The organism is Pantoea sp. X-Soil-MYKO-1785 (assembly GCF_059730675.1).
Genome location: NZ_AP036000.1, coordinates 2,042,436 through 2,058,192 on the forward strand (window position 1 = coordinate 2,042,436; position 15,757 = coordinate 2,058,192).

The following is a 15,757-nucleotide window of genomic DNA, read 5'->3' on the forward strand; positions in this document are numbered from 1 at the left end:
TATTATCCCCTGACACGGATATTCGACTTCATGGCGTAGCATAACAGGAGAAAAATCATGACATTACGTGCGGGTCTTACCGTGACGGAGCAGCCAGAGGACCAGGACCGGGAGGCGTTATTCGCCGGGCTCGGCAGCTACAACCGGCAGTTTATCGACAGTGAAAATCGGGGAGCGCTGGCGGTATTTGATCATGACGCAGACGGTAAGTTGCGGGGTGGCGTAATGGCCTCGCGTAAGGGGAACTGGCTCTGTGTCGATTATCTATGGGTAGATGATACGCTGCGCGGCACCGGTCTGGGCAGTGCTTTACTACGGGCAGCAGAGCAGCAGGCGATAGCTTACGGCTGTCAGCAGGTGCTGGTGGATACCTTCAGCTTTCAGGCGCTACCGTTTTATCTGAAACAGGGTTATCAACAGCTGATGTCCCTGCCCGACTTTCCGCAACCCGGTATGCAGCGGCACTACCTGACCAAAACGCTCAACGGCTAAAGGTCACGACGCTAAGGTGGCTGTACTGACCTGCGCGTCGTGACAGGGTCACAGACTGGCGATGCGACGCAAATCCGCTTCGGCACCGGGAGCCACCGCCAGCACCTGCGCCCCTTTGATGATGCGCTCCCCGTCGGTGTTGAAAGGATGCACCCAGCCCCCCGCCTCTTTCACCAGACAGTAACCGGCCAGACAATCCCAGGCGTGCATATACGGTTCGTAGTAACCAACGACCCGACCGGCCGCCACCCACGCCAGCATCAGTGCGCCTGAGCCGATGCGGATAAAGTTACCGCCGGCTGCCAGCAAGGCCGCCACAATCTCGCCAACCTGCTGCGGGCTGACGTAGCTGTTGGCACCAAAGCCGGTCACGTGATTCTGCAGGGTACGTGCCGGATCGACCTGCAAGCGTCGGCCATTGAGAGTCGCGCCCTCACCCAGCGCTGCCACATAGCACTCCTCAAAGGTCGGTGCGAAAATCACCCCGATGACCGGCACGTCGTCGCGCAGTACGGCAACCGACACGCACCAGTTTGGCATGCCGTTGAGAAACGGACTGGTGCCATCAATCGGATCGACCACCCAGGTGTAGGCGCTCCGGCCCGGCTGCAGGCCGCTCTCCTCACCGAGAAAGCCATCATCAGGGAACGCTTCACGGATGCGGGCGGCGATCGTCTGTTCCACTTCGCGATCGGCAATCGACACCACATCCTGCAGATCGTATTTGGTTTCCACCACCAGCGTATCGCGGCGGGAAAAGTAAGATAAGGCCGTAGCACCGCCAGCGCGGGCGACAGCTTCAGCCAGCGCCAGACGCGACATCATTTCATCGTGCAGTTCCATTGTGACTCCTTGCGGTTAAGCAGTTTAGCGGGCAATCAGGGCCAGACCCTGCGGCTTGAAGTTAACGCCGACCCGGGCGGCCAGCGGCAGGCGCTGTTCCATGTGGGGATCGATGATGAACAGCGATCCCAGTTCGGTGGTCACTTCATATTCGATATGATCACCCAGCCAGGTACTGTGAATAATCTCACCCTGCAGGGCGCCCTGACCGTCGCCAGACAGGGTGATAAACTGCGGCCGCACCGCCAGCTGACCGCTGCCGGTTTTCGCTCCGTCGCCACGCACCCGGAAGCGCTGGTTACCGACGCGGATCAGCGCCTCACCGCCTTCGGCCTGCTCAACGTCGCACGGCAGAATATTGGCTTCGCCCATAAAGTCGGCGATAAACACCGAATTGGGCGAATGGTAGAGGGTTTCCGGCGCGCCCTGCTGCGCAATATCCCCCTCTTTCATGACAATAATTTTATCGGAGACCGCCAGCGCTTCTTCCTGGTCGTGCGTCACATAGACCGCGGTAAAACCCAGCCGCTGTTGCAGATCGCGAATATCGGTCCGCACCCGTCGCCGTAAACGTTCGTCCAGATTCGACAGCGGCTCATCCAGCAGCAGCACCTGCGGTTCCAGCACCAGCGCGCGGGCCACCGCAATACGCTGCTGCTGTCCACCGGAAAGTTCAGACGGTAGCCGCTCACCCTGGCTTTCCAGCCCGACCAGCCTCAGCCCTTCCCGCGCCCGATCCAGCGCCTCCCGTTTGCTCATCCCCGACGACAGCAGCCCATACAGGATATTGTCGAGAGCATTCATATGAGGAAACAGCGCGTATGACTGAAACACCATCGCCACGTCGCGCTCATTGGCTGGCAGATGGGTAACCTCTTTACCGCCAATCAGAATGCGGCCAGCGGTAGGATGCTCCAGCCCGGCCAGCAGGCGCAGCGTGGTGGTTTTGCCACAGCCGGAGGGACCGAGCAGCGTCACCAGCGTGCCTGGCTCGACGGTTAACGACAGATCCGGCAGCGCTGTAAAACCGGCAAAGCGTTTAGCAACATGTTCAAACACGACCGATCCCGCGTTGATGGTGGTCATACGGCTCTCTCCTGAGTCAGAGTGGCGACAGCAGCGGCCGCAGCCGCAGGTTGAGTAACACGGCGCAGGCGGCGTTCACCCACCAGCAGCTGGAACAGGCCGATGATGGCTAACATCACCACGATCAGTACCGACGAATAGGCAATCGCGACACCATATTCCCCGTTCTCCACCAGCCCGACGATGTAGGACGTCGCCATGTTGTATTGCGCGCTGACCAGAAAAATCACCGCACTGATTGAGGTAATGGCGCGCACAAAGGCGTAGACCAGCGCCGCGCTGATCGCTGGCTTGAGCAGCGGCAGCACCACTTTACGTAAGGTGCGGAAACTGTTGGCACCGAGGGTTAGTGAGGCTTCATCCAGGCTTTTATCGAGCTGACTCATCGCCGCAATACCGCCACGCACCCCGACCGGCATATTGCGGAACACAAAGCAGGCGATCAGGATCATCGCGGTACCGGTGATCTCCAGCGGCGGCAGGTTATACGCCATCACGTAACTCACGCCGATCACCGTGCCGGGAATGGCGAAACTCAGCATCAGCATGAACTCAAAGGTCTGCCGTCCGGCAAATTTCTGCCGCACAATCAGCCAGGCGGTCAGCAGGCCAACCACCGCGGTCAGCGGCGCGGCTATCAGGGCGATCTCCAGCGTGGTCCAGAAAGAGTTCCAGGCGACGCCGCTCCATACCAGCTGTCCCTGATTCAGGCTGACGCTAAAAGCGCGGATATAGTGGTCGAGCGTCAGCGCGTTATTCAGCCCCCACGACTGCACGAAGCCGCCAATCATGATCATGCCGTAGATCACCAGGGTAAACAGACCCCACGGGATCACCATGCCATAAACGCTGTAGCGCACCGGACGCGGCAACTGCACGTGACGGCCGCCGTCGCCTTTGCCGGTTACCGTGGCGAAGCTTTTACCCGACAGCCAGACCCGCTGCACCAGAAACGCCGCCAGCGTGAAGCCCAGCAGAATCATCGCCAGCACCGCCGCACGGCTTGGATCGTTCTGCGCGCCGACCACCGAGAAGAAGATTTCGGTCGACAGCACGCCGTGACTGCCGCCCAGCACCATCGGGTTGCCGAAGTCCGCCATGCTTTCGATAAAGCTGATCAGAAAGGCGTTAGCCAGTCCCGGCGCCATCAGCGGCAGAGAAATTCGGGAAAACGTGCGCCAGCGGCTGGCGCGCAGGGTCTGAGACGCCTCTTCCAGCGACGGGCTGACCCCTTCAACTACCCCAATCAGCACCAGAAACGCAATCGGCGTAAAGGAGAGCACCTGGGCGATCCAGATGCCGGTCAGGCCATACAGCCAGCGGCCCGGCTCGACGCCAAACAGCGTCGCCAGCGAGGTGGTGATCACCCCGGAACGACCAAACAGCAGAATCAGCGCCAGCCCGATAACAAACGGCGGCGTAATGATCGGCAGGATAGTCAGCATCCGCAGCGCTTTTTTGCACGGCAGCGAGGTGCGGGTCGCCGCCAGCGCAAACGCCAGTCCCAGCAGCGTCGAGCCGCTGGCGGTCATCAGCGCCAGGCCCAGCGTGCGCCACGCCGTCCCGCAGGTGCCGCCGGTGACACAGGCGACGCTCCAGATAGCCGGGTCCTGCAGATTGGCGATCAGGCCATCCGGTTTAAAACTGCCATCAATGTCCTGCACCGAGGCGACAAACAGGCTCAGCACCGGATAGAGCACAAAGGTGGTCACCAGCGCTACCAGCAGTACGATCGCCGACACCACAAACGCATCGCCTTTCAGCACGCCGCGTTCGGCCAGCGCAAAGGAAAAAATCAGCAGGAAAACCGTCAGCAGCAGTAACGCGCCCGCGCCCATCGCCGGCTGGCCCAGCGCGAGCGGGCCGGCCAGGTTCTCCAGCCACAGCCAGTTCCAGCCGCTGAACCCGATAGCATGCCCTTCCAGCACCAGGAACAGAATGCCGCAGACGCTGAGCAGCAGCAGCAGGCCGCTACGGATACGCCCCGGCGGCAGGAAAAGGCAGGCGGCAGAAGCGAGCCACAGCGCCACGGCGACCGTCAGCCAGCGATGCTGCATCAGTTGCCACAGCGCCGGCGCGCTATTCTCATCCTGCCATAAGCTCATCAGCCAGTGGCCAGAGAAGAAACCCTGCTCCAGGCTGTACCAGGGCAACACCATCAGGGCCAGTGCGCCAGCAACTAACGCGCCGGTTAAGCGGCGATTGTGCGCATTCATGAATCACCTCGATCAGCTGCGGACACCAGGCTTGCGCCACCGCGGTTCAGCGTGGACCCGGCATCACTGCGCCGGACGGAAAACAGCCTTATTGTGCGCTGGCACCAATCTCTTTATCCCAGCGTCCGAGCAGCGCTTTACGTTTCGCCGCGTCACCGTAGGTTTTGAAGTCGTAATCAATCAGCTTGATGTTCTCAAAGCGCGGCGCGTATTCAGAGATCTCCGCCTGGCGGTTCGACGGCAGCTGGAACGATTTCGCCTCTTTCATCAGCGACTGAGCCTCGGCACTCAGCGCCCAGTCGTACCAGCTTTTGGCATTCGCCAGGTTACGCGCCCCTTTGATGATCGACATGGAACCAATCTCGTAGCCGGTGCCTTCACAGGGAGCGACCGGTTTGATCGGGAAGCCATCGACCTCCATCGCCACCGCATCGTGCATAAAGACGATGCCGAGGGTGGTTTCGCCACGGGCGGCGGCTTTCACCGGCGCTGAACCCGACTTGGTGTATTGCGAAACATTGGCGTTGAGTTTTTTCAGGTATTCAAAAGCCTTGTCTTCTCCCATGATCTGCACCAGCGTCGCCAGGGTGTTATAGGCAGTGCCGGAGGAGTTCGGATTGGCGATCTGGATTTCACCTTTAAAGCCCGGGTCGAGCAGATCGGCCCAGCAGGCCGGCACCTTGAGCTTTTTCTGCGCCAGCAGTCGGGTGTTGTAACCCCAGCCCAGCGCACCGGCATAAACGCCCACGGTGCGATAACCGGAGATCTCCGCTACTTTTTGCGACCACGGCTGCTGCTGGTCGAGCAGCGGCGATTTATACACCTGAGTTAAGCCCTCTTCGGCTGCCTGCATATGCGGATCGCCGGTGCCGGCCCACCAGATATCGGTCCGCGGATTGCGCGCCTCGCTGCGGATACGTGCGTAAGCCTCCCCGGCTGACAGCCGCACCATGCTGAGATTGATGTCGGGATGGGACTGGCTGAACTGGCGGGTCATCTGTTCACAGACCACCACATCCGCAGAGCAGATCATGTTGAGATTACCGGCCGCAGCCGCCGCAAACGGTAAGGCCGGACAACTGACGATGACCGCAGCGAACAGAGATGAGTAACGCATGGTGTTCTCCTTGAGGGCGGGAATGGCGCCTGATCGCGCTTTTTGCACTGCTGTGCAAAGTAGTAAGGCGACCCTCAGGATGTGTCAATCGGCATGTTAAGCAACTGTGAGGCGTCTTCACAAATTTTGTACAATTTGCCTGCAATTTGTTTTGCACAGCCTTGCAACTTCAGGCAGACTCAAAACGTTTAACGGTGGCAGCTAACGGCAGCAGCGGAGAAAACCATGCATCAACTTAAGGCGGTAGTCAGTGCGCAGGATGTCGCTGACCGGGCAGGCGTCTCCCGCTCTGCGGTGTCGCGCACCTTTACGCCAGGTGCCAGCGTGTCGGATGCTACGCGGGCGCGGGTGATGAAAGCAGCTGAAGAGCTGGGCTATCACGTTAATCATCTGGCACGCGGGCTGGTACGCAACCGCAGCGGCATTGTCTGCCTGATCGCTTCTGAAGTGGACACCCCCTACCGCGCCAGCCTGGTACGCTGGATGACCCAATACCTGCAGGAAGCGGGAAAGGTGGCGATGCTGATTAACACCGATCGCTCAGATGAACGGGTCTCTGCCGCCTTACAGCAGGCGATTAACTTCCGTGCCGATGCCTCAATCATCCTCTCCGGCATGCCTGACAGCGCGATAACCCAGCTCTGCTACAAGCACGGGCAGCATCTGGTGCTGATTAATCGTGATGAGTCCCTGCCCGGCTCCCTCAGCATTAATCTCGACTCGCGTCCGGCAGCCGAGATGGCGGTCAACGCCTTTATCCGTGCTGGCTGTCAGCGCATCGCGTTTGTTAACTCACTGGCCGGTACCCCGAGCCTGCTGAAACGCGAGCGGGATTTTCTGGCAGCGGCGGAAAAAGCGGGGGTCAGCGTCCTGGTTGAGCACTTTGGTTCGACCTCCTATGAAAGCGGTCAGATCCTGGCGCAGCGGCTGCTGACCCGTAAAATCCGTCCTGACGCGGTATTCTGTGCCACCGATTTACTGGCGTGTGGCTTTATGGATGAGGCGCGCCACCGTTTTGCCCTGCGTATTCCGGAGGATCTGTGCATTGTTGGCCACGACAATATTCCGCAATCGGGCTGGTCCTCCTACAACCTCACCACCTTTGCCCAGCCGGTGGAGCAGTTTGCCGGTGATGCGATACGCTGGCTGACCGACACCGAGGCGCAGCAGGATCAATTACCCCCCACCGCCGAACAGCAAAGCGATCGACGGATATATCAGGCTGATGTGGTGTGGCGCGGTTCAGTACGCGGCGGGTAAATCGTCTGATTTAATTTTATTGCCGCTGCGGTTACACCGGTAAAATAACCCTTTCGCGGCTTTACGCTTCGCTTTAAATAAGCCGGCTTATTGCCGCAAATTATCGCCCTGCGGTGGCGCAGCATCCCGATTTTCTGTCTATCCTTGATCAGCATTATTAATTTACCTGACGCTTCACTGCTCAATGAATAAGCAGTCAGATGTGACAAATATCACATTTGTGCCAGGCTTAATCACTCAGATAATGATGTTCAAGGAGCTTACAATGACGACACCAACGAACAAGACGCTCGATCTCGATCAATTTCCTAAGCCTCCTTTTGAGGAACAACCGCAACAGGCACCTGGCTTAGCCAGCAAAATGATCCCGGTTCCCGATCACGGTGAAACCAGCTACCGCGGCACCGGCCGACTGACCGGTCGTAAAGCGCTGATCACCGGCGGCGACTCCGGTATTGGCCGTGCGGTGGCCATCGCTTATGCCCGTGAAGGTGCAGATGTGGTGATCAACTATCTGCCAGAAGAACAGCCCGACGCCGATGAAGTGATTAAATTAATCGAAGCGGAAGGCCGTAAAGTTTTCGCTATTCCGGGTGATATTCGTTCTGAAGAATTTTGTCAGCAGCTGGTAAAACAGGCGGCCGATAAATTAGGCGGTCTGGATATTCTGGTTAATAACGCCGGACGCCAGCAGTTTAATGAGTCCATTCGTACCCTGAGTACCGAAGATTTTGACGCGACGTTTACAACCAACGTTTATGCGATGTTCTGGATCACCAAAGCGGCGCTGGAATATCTGCCACGCGGTGCATCGATTATTAATACCTCGTCGGTGCAGGCGTTTAAACCCAGCGATATTCTGCTGGATTATGCCCAGACCAAAGCGGCGATTGTTGCCTTTACTAAGTCACTGGCGAAACAGCTGGGCGGCGAAGGCATCCGGGTTAATGCGGTCGCACCTGGCCCATACTGGACCGTGCTGCAATCCAGCGGCGGTCAGCCTCAGGAAAAAGTGAAGCAGTTTGGTGCCGACTCACCGATGGGCCGCCCTGGCCAGCCGGTTGAAATCGCCCCGCTCTACGTTACGCTGGCCTCGACGGAGAGCAGTTACTCCTCCGGCCAGGTCTGGTGCTCCGATGGCGGCACCGGCACCCTGTAATCACGCTCCCCGGTGGCCGCATAATGCGGCCACTTTTTTGTCCTGCCTGCGCCCGATTTGTCAGTTGTCACAGTGAAACAAGGAAGAAAACCATGGAAAACCAGATCTTCCATCAGCCGGCCCGAGATAACGGCTTTGCCGGTCTGGGTGATTATGCCGCCATTGGCGAGGGGCGCTCAGTGGCGCTGATTGCGCCGGATGGCGCGATTGACTGGTGGTGCGCGCCAAACCTGGATGCTAAACCGCTGTTTGATCGCCTGCTGGACGCCGGTATCGGCGGCTACTTTCAAATCGTGCCGCGCGATCCCTATCGGGTGACGCGCCGCTATCGCGATAACAGCAACGTGCTGGAAACCCGTTTTGACACCGACCGCGGCAGCGTGCTGCTGACCGAATCGATCAACAGTACGCTGGCGGGAAGATTGCCGTGGGGCGAACTGGCGCGCCGGATTGAAGGAGTCAGCGGCGAAGTGGAGCTGCAGATTATCCTGCGATTCGGCACCGCCGCTGAAACCCGTTCGCCGTGGATTGCCGACACCGAGAAAGGCAAGGTGTTCCACATTGCTGACGTCATGGCGATGTTCCGCACCAGCGACGATATCCACATTACGCTGCTGGATGATGAACAGGTCTGCGCTACGCTGCGGACCTCGGCCGGGTCGCGCTCACTCTGCGCGCTGCTGATCACCGAAAACGAGCCGCTGGCCGTCCCAGAACTGTCCGCCATCGATCAGCGAATCGAAACCAGCCACACCGGCTGGACCAGCTGGGTAGAAAGCCTGAGCTATGACGGCAGCTACCCGGCGCTGGTGAAGCGCTCTGCCCTGTCACTGAAATTTCTCTGGTACTCACCGACCGGGGCGCTGGCGGCCGCAGCCACCACCTCGCTGCCGGAAGGGATCGGCGGCGAGAAGAATTACGATTATCGCTACGCCTGGGTGCGGGACGCCTGCCTGATTATTAAAGCCTTCGTCTATCTCGGCGCACTGGAAGATTGTAAAGCGGCCTTTTCGTGGTTGTCGCAGACCATCCTGCGGCACGGCGTCAGGCTGCGCGCCTGCTATGCGCTGAATGGCGATGAAGTGCCGGAAGAACGTTTTCCGCCGTTAAGCGGCTATCAGGATTCCCAGCCGGTGCGGGTCGGCAATAATGCCCGTGACCAGGTGCAGCTCAGCATGTATGGCGACATGCTGGCCACCGCGCAGCTGTTTATCGAGGCCGGACACGTGCTGGATATCACCACCTCGCGCATGCTGGGTGAGCTGGCTAACTGCTGTGCCGATCACTGGCGGCAAAAGGATTGCGGCATCTGGGAGTTGCCGGACCTGCAGCACTATACCCATTCTAAAATGGCCTGCTGGATGGCGCTGGACCGGGCGGTGGCGCTGGCCGAAAACCAGCACATCGAACCCACCTGGCTGGGGCGCTGGCAGCGGGAACGCGACCGCATTCGTGACTGGATTGAGACGCACTGCTGGTCAGAACAGAAACAGGCTTACCTGTTTTATGTCGGCAGCGAGGATCGCCTTGACGCCTCGCTGGCGCTGGTACACAGCTACGGCAACGCGGTCAATCCACAGCGGATGCTGGCCACCTATCGCGCCATCCAGCAGACGCTGGGCAACGGCAGCGCAATGCTCTATCGCTACAGCGGCGTCGAGGTTGAAGAGAGTACCTTCCTCGCCTGCGCGTTCTGGCTGGCGGAAGCCTGGGCTGAAATGGGCGATGTCGGGCAGGCGGAACAGACGATGCAGCAGATTCTCGCGACGCTCGACCAGCACGGCAACGTCGATATTTTTAACGAAATGTTTGATGTCCGCAGTCAGAGCTGGCGCGGGAATATGCCGCAGGGCCTCAGTCATCTGGCGCTGATTTGTGCCGCGCAGGCGATTTCAGAATCGAAAGCGAGCGGCTGAGGTGCGCGGCTGTCGTGTCGGGGCAGAAGCTATTGCAGCCTGAAACGGGGATCGAAGAAAAAAGGCTCGACTACCACGTTGCTGATTATCGCGGCGGCGGCCGGATGCGCAGGATTAAACAGCGCGTTCCACTCGCCGGTCAGGGTACTCGGGACCTTGAGGATCAGCCCGTGATCCGGGCTGGCGAGCCAGCCATCCCCGATCTCCCGGGTCGAGGGCGGTGCGGGATCGGCCTGCCAGTCGTCGGGGAGCGCCGTCAGCGACAGCTCGGTGATCAGCGTTTCAGGCACGCTGATCGACAGCATCGAATAGTCATGCGCCAGATCCTGAATGCTGAGATGCACCAGCGCCTCCAGCACGCACAGCGCCCGGCTTGATCCCAGATAGACACAGCCGGTACCGACTGAATTCCAGCGTCCGCCGTAGGTGCGGGCACCGAAACCGTCAAAGGCAGTCATCGCATATTCGCTTTTCACCAGCCGGAAAAAGCGCACCGCCGCCATCAGGTGATCACGCCATGTTCAAGCTGACCAATCAGGTTGAGCACCGCTTCCGCGCCCGCGACGGTGGTGGTCATCTCCGCCGGCTTTCTGCCACCCAGCGCCTTGGCTGGCGTTTCCAGCCACTGCACCAGCCGCGCCGGATCGTCACGCAGCAGCGTGCTGGCGGCGGACAGGACGCGGATCAGCATGTAAATCCGTCCGCTTTGATCGGGCGAAAAGGTCTGCTGAGGATCTTTGACTTTGCGGTTGTAGGTACTGCGATCGATGCCCGCCAGGCGGCAGAGCCAGATTTCATCGAAGGCGGATAATGACGCGGTACGTTTCAACACCCCGCTGCTGAAGCCGACGGCAATCCGCTGATGCGCATCCGGCAGGGTTTCCGGCAGGTTCAGCGCATGCAGCAGCGAACTGTTGCGGCGACTGCTGGCGGGCGTATAAATGGCAATTGACATAGCATGGCCCTCTGTTCATTTGATTTTTATTTTAGCGCAAATGAACATGGTGCGCCAGCTTAACCCCTGACGTATCAGTCGGCGATAGCGCGCTGGCGTCAGGCCGGTGACCCGCACAAAGGCAAACGTCCGACTTTCCGCCGCTCAACTGCTGCGAGGTGACCCGCCCTTCCCGCCGGCCATGAGATGGCAAGGCCAGCGGGCGCTGGCGACCCGGATTACTGCAACGCTTCAAGAATTTCCCAGGCGGTTTTTATTCGCAGCGGATTGGGGTAGTTCTTGTTGGCGAGTATCACGATGCCGGTGTTCTGCTCGGGAATAAACGCAACGTAGGCGCCAAACCCGTTGGTGGCGCCGGTTTTATGCACCCAGCTGGCGCGTTGCGATGGCACGGCAGGATTCAGTAGCGTCGCCGGCTGAGGTTTAAGCGCGACGCTGCTTTCGCTGTCAGCGATTAGCGTGGCGGCACTGGCCGGCCAGTCGTAAATCTCCCAGCCCAGCCCCTGATAGAAATCCCGCACTTTGAAATAGCGTGACTGGGCGGTACGAATCGCATTCCGCAACACGGTATTGCCTGACGATAAGCGGTTAGGATCGGCATTGGCCTGCATAAAGGTCAGCATATCGCGGGCGGTAGATTTCACCCCATACGCTTCCGCATCCAGCATGCCGGGCGACACCCGCACCGGCTGTCCGTTTTTATAACCCCAGGCGTAGTCCAGCATCATTGAGGGCGGTACGGTGATATAAGTGCGCGTCAGGCGCAGCGGCTGAAAGACGTTTTTCTGCATCGCCTGTTGGTAATCGCCCTTCACCATCAGCGCGCCAAACAGACCGATACTGGCATTGGAGTACTGACGCAGCGTGCCCGGCTCAGCCTGCGGCTGCCACTGCTGATAATAGTTGAGCAGCGAAGCCTGGTCGGTCACCTCATCCGGCAACTGCAGCGGCAGGCCACCTGCGGTGTAGGTCGCCAGATGCAGCATCCGGATGTTGTGCCACTGGGTGCCGGTCAGCTGCGGCCAGTACTTCTGCACCGGATCGTTAAGGGCGATGTCACCATTGCGGATCATCACCCCGGCCAGCACCCCGGTGAAGGTTTTACTGACCGAGCCGAGTTCAAACAGGGTGTTTTCAGTGACTCTGCGGCCGGACGCCAGATCAGCCACACCGGCGTTGATGAACTGGGCCCGGCCTTTATAGAGTATTGCCACCGACATACCGGGGATCTCCTGCTGCTCCATCAGCGGTTCAATAGCGGCTTTAACCAGAGAGGTGACCTGCTGTGAGGTTAAGTCGGCGGCAACACAGCTGGCAGAAAGGGACCACAAAACAAGGTAAGGCAAAGACTTTTTCATTGGCAATTAACGGTTTCTTCACTGAATCGATTTATTTGCACTGGTCGGCGCAGGCCTGCACACAGATCTGTGCTTGTGAGCTGCACGCCCCGGTATCACGGGTATTACAATGGGATCGTTCGACGTAGCAGTTGGTCTGACAGGCGGAGACGTCGCATCGTGCGGCGGCAGGCGTCAGCTGTGGCAGCGGCGCACGCGCCGGAAACTGGGGTGCAGGTTGAGCGAAGGCGCTGCTGCCCAGCAGTCCGGACAGCAGCAGGCTGATGAGTAATTTCATGATTGATCTCCAGATGAACGCTGCACTAAGTATGACTACTCTGGCACGCGTCGTCCGGGAAATCTTATCAAATTGGCAGGACAGGTGGATGTTGAGTGACGTTGATCACGCCGCGGCGATAAATATCATGCAGCCGGACAATATAGCGCTGGGGATCGTGCTGATCTTTAATCCGCAGGATCGCCGCCTCGCCTTTCTCCTGCAATATTTCCGGCCGCTCAATGATGGCCAGCAGCGTCTGCTTCAGCCCGTCCACCAGCGCCTGGCGCAGCTGCTGTTTTTGCTGTGGCGTGGTGATACTGTATTCACGATCGCCATTCAGGGTTCCGCCAATCACCCAGCCGGCGCTGGCCGGATTGATTTCCGGCAAGGCGCGTACGTTACTGGTAATCACCGGACAGCCGCTGGCCTGCATTTCCAGTACTGAAAAGCCGTACGTCTCCTGCCAGGTCGGCAGTAAACCGACGTCGCTGCGCCGAAACAGCTGCAGCAGCACCGCGTTTTCCAGCCGCGCCAGATGCGTGAAGCAGCGATAACGGCCGATGCGGCTCTCAATTGAACGATAAAATGCCTCGTCATCCTGATGTTGCCGGTGCGCCACGTTATGACGCCTGGTGAGATCGCCGATTAACTGCACATCCAGCTGCGACTCATCCAGCTTTCGTTCTTCAATCAGCTCACTGACGGCCAGCACCACTTCGGCGCCGCCTTTCCGGTAAAACTCATTGCCGGCGAACACCAGGCGGAACACCCCCGGCTGGCGTGGCGCTTTATGCGCGGTGAACAGGGTCTGTGGCGGATGCAATACCACCGTTTTCCGTCTGATCTGCTGGGCAATGCCGCCATCGGACGGGAACAGTTTCATCTGTATATTCAGCGTCGCGTCTGAAATGGCAATCAGCCCCAGACAGTTATCTTTCAGCAGATGGGGAATTAGCCGCTGCAGTTCAGGATTATCCTGCTTGGCAACACCCGGCACCGGCAACACCCGCGGTAATTCAGTTTCAAATGAGGCAACCCATTTCTGACGGGTAATGGCGACTTCATTAAACAGGTGCAGAATGTCGGGCCGGGATGCAGGTAAAAATGGCACCGGCAGAAAAACAAAAGCTTTATTCTTTTTGAGTAAGCGCGTCCGTAACGGGTTAATAAAGTAAAACAGATTGTACTTTTTGAGATTAATATATTCGTTTTCCGGATTAACCAAAATATTGCGCTGCTCCGGATAGTGATTATTAGTGATTCCAATTTTCATGATCGTATTCCAGAGTCCTTGAGTCCCGGATAATCTATATCATGCGATCCTGAATGCTGCGCCTGCGTAATATCCTAAAAATTGTTTTCGCCGCCAGCTGGCAGAAATATTAATGATTGCACAGTGCGCCTTATTGCTGACTTGCTGGTGCGGATAGAGAAATAAGGCATTTTATTTACATCCATAATCTTTTTAGCAGCGGTAAGCCTCTGATTTATGATGAACAGTGAAATAGCAGCAAACAGCGAGCCAATATTGATGTGCAAAATTAAATATTTGTTAAAAATAAACCCTGCCAGCCCTGAATAAATTAGTTGATAAGAATTCAACTAATCAATTTTATTACACTGACTTTGAGTCTGATGGGCAAAGAGTCCCAAAGTGAGCGGTCATCTGACACGCCGTTGTTGAAACGATTGATACAAAAGCCTGTTATCAGCAGTGAGAATGCACTGTTTTAGCGCGCCAGAGTGCCACATAATCGTGCGAGTCGCCCCATATCTAAAACTACCTTTGCATCTGATCGCCCGTTAATTAAATGATTTTATTATAAAAGATCACCCGCCATCTCCTGTGCTACGGACTGGTACAAAAGTTGCAATACCAGCATTAAGCAGACAGGAGAAAAACATGAAAGCAATCGTTATTGGTGGCGGCATTGGCGGAATGAGCTGCGCCATTGCGCTGGAAAAAGCGGGTATTGAGGTTGAAGTGTTCGAAGCGGTGCAGGAGATGAAGCCGGTCGGAGCGGCGATTTCAATCTGGCCGAACGGCGTGAAATGCCTGAATGCCCTCGGCATGAAGGCAGCGCTGCGCGCACTGGGCGGCAACATGGCCTATATGGCTTATCACGACGCAGTAACCGGTGCCGCGCTAACTCGTTTCAGTATGGCGCCGCTGGTGCAGCAGGTCGGTGAGTTTCCCTATCCGGTGGCGCGCGCCGAACTGCAGGCGATGCTGATTGATACTTTTGGTCGCCAGCGGGTCAATTTCGGTAAGCGGGTGATTCAGGTTGAACAGAGCGATAACGGCGTGATTGCCACTTTCGCTGATAACAGCCAGGCGAGCGGTGACTTTCTGATTGCGGCTGACGGCACACATTCGGTGATCCGTGAATATGTGCTGGAACAGGCGCTGGAGCGGCGCTATGCCGGTTACGTCAACTGGAACGGTCTGGTGGAGATTGATGAGAGCATCGCGCCCGCCGATCAGTGGACCACGTTCGTGGGCGATGGCAAGCGCGTATCGCTGATGCCGGTAAGCGACAACCGCTTCTACTTCTTCTTCGACGTGCCGCTGCCGAAAGGATTGCCGCAGGATCGCACGACAGTCAAAGCCGATCTGAGCGGCTATTTTGCTGGCTGGGCCGCACCGGTGCAGAAGCTGATTGCGGCGATTAATCCCGGGACGACTAACCGGGTTGAGATACACGATATTGAACCGTTCAGCCGCTTTGTTAAAGGGCGCGTCGCGCTGCTCGGTGATGCGGCCCACAGCACCACCCCGGATATCGGCCAGGGCGGCTGCGCGGCGATGGAAGACGCTATCGTGCTGGCTTCGACGCTGGCATCGCACTCGCTGGGTATCGAGGATGCCCTGCTGCGCTATCAGGCGCGCCGGGTTGAGCGGGTCAGGGATCTGGTGCTGAAAGCGCGTAAACGCTGTGACGTCACCCACGCCAAAGATCCGGCGGTGACCGAGGAATGGTATCGTTCGCTGAAAAGTGAAACCGGCGAGCGGGTGCTGGCCGGAATGTGTGAAACCATTGAAGGCGGCCCGCTGGGGTAGTCCGGCCGCCCTCTCTGCCTCCAGCGGGCGACATC

At 58.2% G+C, this 15,757-nt stretch carries 14 protein-coding genes; 5 read left to right on the forward strand and 9 right to left on the reverse strand.

The annotated features are described in order from the left end of the window. Positions 1 to 57 precede the first annotated feature (57 nt). Positions 58 to 492 (forward strand): GNAT family N-acetyltransferase, encoded by a 435-nt coding sequence (locus AC6I8D_RS09655; RefSeq protein ID WP_497820056.1) that lies wholly within the window; start codon positions 58 to 60, stop codon positions 490 to 492. Positions 493 to 540: 48 nt separating this feature from the next. On the opposite strand, the gene AC6I8D_RS09660 is transcribed toward AC6I8D_RS09655, so the two are convergent. The 4 genes from AC6I8D_RS09660 to AC6I8D_RS09675 form a co-directional block, all read right to left on the reverse strand. Then, complete coding sequence (locus AC6I8D_RS09660) at positions 541 to 1,335, reverse strand: inositol monophosphatase family protein (RefSeq protein ID WP_497820057.1); 795 nt, start codon at positions 1,333 to 1,335, stop codon at positions 541 to 543. A gap of 24 nt (positions 1,336 to 1,359) precedes the next feature. Next, positions 1,360 to 2,421: an ABC transporter ATP-binding protein gene (locus tag AC6I8D_RS09665; protein ID WP_497820058.1), complete on the reverse strand. Its 1,062-nt coding sequence runs from the start codon at positions 2,419 to 2,421 to the stop codon at positions 1,360 to 1,362. Then, a complete protein-coding gene (locus tag AC6I8D_RS09670) occupies positions 2,418 to 4,637 on the reverse strand; it encodes an ABC transporter permease (protein ID WP_312054632.1) in 2,220 nt (739 codons plus the stop codon). The genes AC6I8D_RS09665 and AC6I8D_RS09670 overlap by 4 nt, the downstream gene beginning before the upstream one ends. A gap of 88 nt (positions 4,638 to 4,725) precedes the next feature. Beyond that, the gene (locus AC6I8D_RS09675) at positions 4,726 to 5,754 is read right to left on the reverse strand and encodes an ABC transporter substrate-binding protein (RefSeq protein WP_497820059.1); all 1,029 of its coding nucleotides are present in this window, start codon (positions 5,752 to 5,754) and stop codon (positions 4,726 to 4,728) included. Positions 5,755 to 5,979: 225 nt separating this feature from the next. On the opposite strand from AC6I8D_RS09675, the gene AC6I8D_RS09680 reads away from it, so the two are divergent. The 3 genes from AC6I8D_RS09680 (at position 5,980) to AC6I8D_RS09690 (ending at position 10,089) form a co-directional block, all read left to right on the forward strand. Next, positions 5,980 to 7,014 (forward strand): LacI family DNA-binding transcriptional regulator, encoded by a 1,035-nt coding sequence (locus tag AC6I8D_RS09680; protein WP_312054629.1) that lies wholly within the window; start codon positions 5,980 to 5,982, stop codon positions 7,012 to 7,014. A 265-nt stretch (positions 7,015 to 7,279) separates the two neighbouring features. Next, positions 7,280 to 8,173 carry an SDR family oxidoreductase gene (locus AC6I8D_RS09685; RefSeq protein WP_497820060.1) on the forward strand — a complete coding sequence of 298 codons (894 nt, stop codon included), beginning with the start codon at positions 7,280 to 7,282 and terminating at the stop codon, positions 8,171 to 8,173. Between the two features lie 92 nt (positions 8,174 to 8,265). Then, positions 8,266 to 10,089, forward strand: a complete 1,824-nt coding sequence (locus AC6I8D_RS09690; RefSeq protein WP_497820061.1) for a glycoside hydrolase family 15 protein — start codon at positions 8,266 to 8,268, stop codon at positions 10,087 to 10,089. Positions 10,090 to 10,118: 29 nt separating this feature from the next. On the opposite strand, the gene AC6I8D_RS09695 is transcribed toward AC6I8D_RS09690, so the two are convergent. The 5 genes from AC6I8D_RS09695 to AC6I8D_RS09715 form a co-directional block, all read right to left on the reverse strand. Next, positions 10,119 to 10,592 (reverse strand): RES family NAD+ phosphorylase, encoded by a 474-nt coding sequence (locus tag AC6I8D_RS09695; RefSeq protein ID WP_497820062.1) that lies wholly within the window; start codon positions 10,590 to 10,592, stop codon positions 10,119 to 10,121. After that, on the reverse strand, positions 10,592 to 11,044 hold the full coding sequence (locus AC6I8D_RS09700) for an Xre family toxin-antitoxin system antitoxin (RefSeq protein WP_031376718.1): 453 nt from the start codon (positions 11,042 to 11,044) through the stop codon (positions 10,592 to 10,594). The genes AC6I8D_RS09695 and AC6I8D_RS09700 overlap by 1 nt, the downstream gene beginning before the upstream one ends. A 218-nt stretch (positions 11,045 to 11,262) precedes the next feature. Continuing rightward, complete coding sequence (gene ampC, locus AC6I8D_RS09705) at positions 11,263 to 12,402, reverse strand: class C beta-lactamase (RefSeq protein ID WP_312054621.1); 1,140 nt, start codon at positions 12,400 to 12,402, stop codon at positions 11,263 to 11,265. A 31-nt stretch (positions 12,403 to 12,433) separates the two neighbouring features. After that, entirely contained in the window at positions 12,434 to 12,679 is a 246-nt protein-coding gene (locus AC6I8D_RS09710) for a hypothetical protein (protein WP_312054618.1), read from the reverse strand. Positions 12,680 to 12,746: 67 nt separating this feature from the next. Next, a complete protein-coding gene (locus AC6I8D_RS09715; protein WP_497820063.1) occupies positions 12,747 to 13,934 on the reverse strand; it encodes a glycosyltransferase family 4 protein in 1,188 nt (395 codons plus the stop codon). A 630-nt stretch (positions 13,935 to 14,564) separates the two neighbouring features. Here AC6I8D_RS09715 and hpxO point away from each other — a divergent pair. Next, positions 14,565 to 15,722 (forward strand): FAD-dependent urate hydroxylase HpxO, encoded by a 1,158-nt coding sequence (gene hpxO, locus AC6I8D_RS09720; protein WP_312054614.1) that lies wholly within the window; start codon positions 14,565 to 14,567, stop codon positions 15,720 to 15,722. The last annotated feature ends 35 nt before the right edge of the window (positions 15,723 to 15,757 follow it).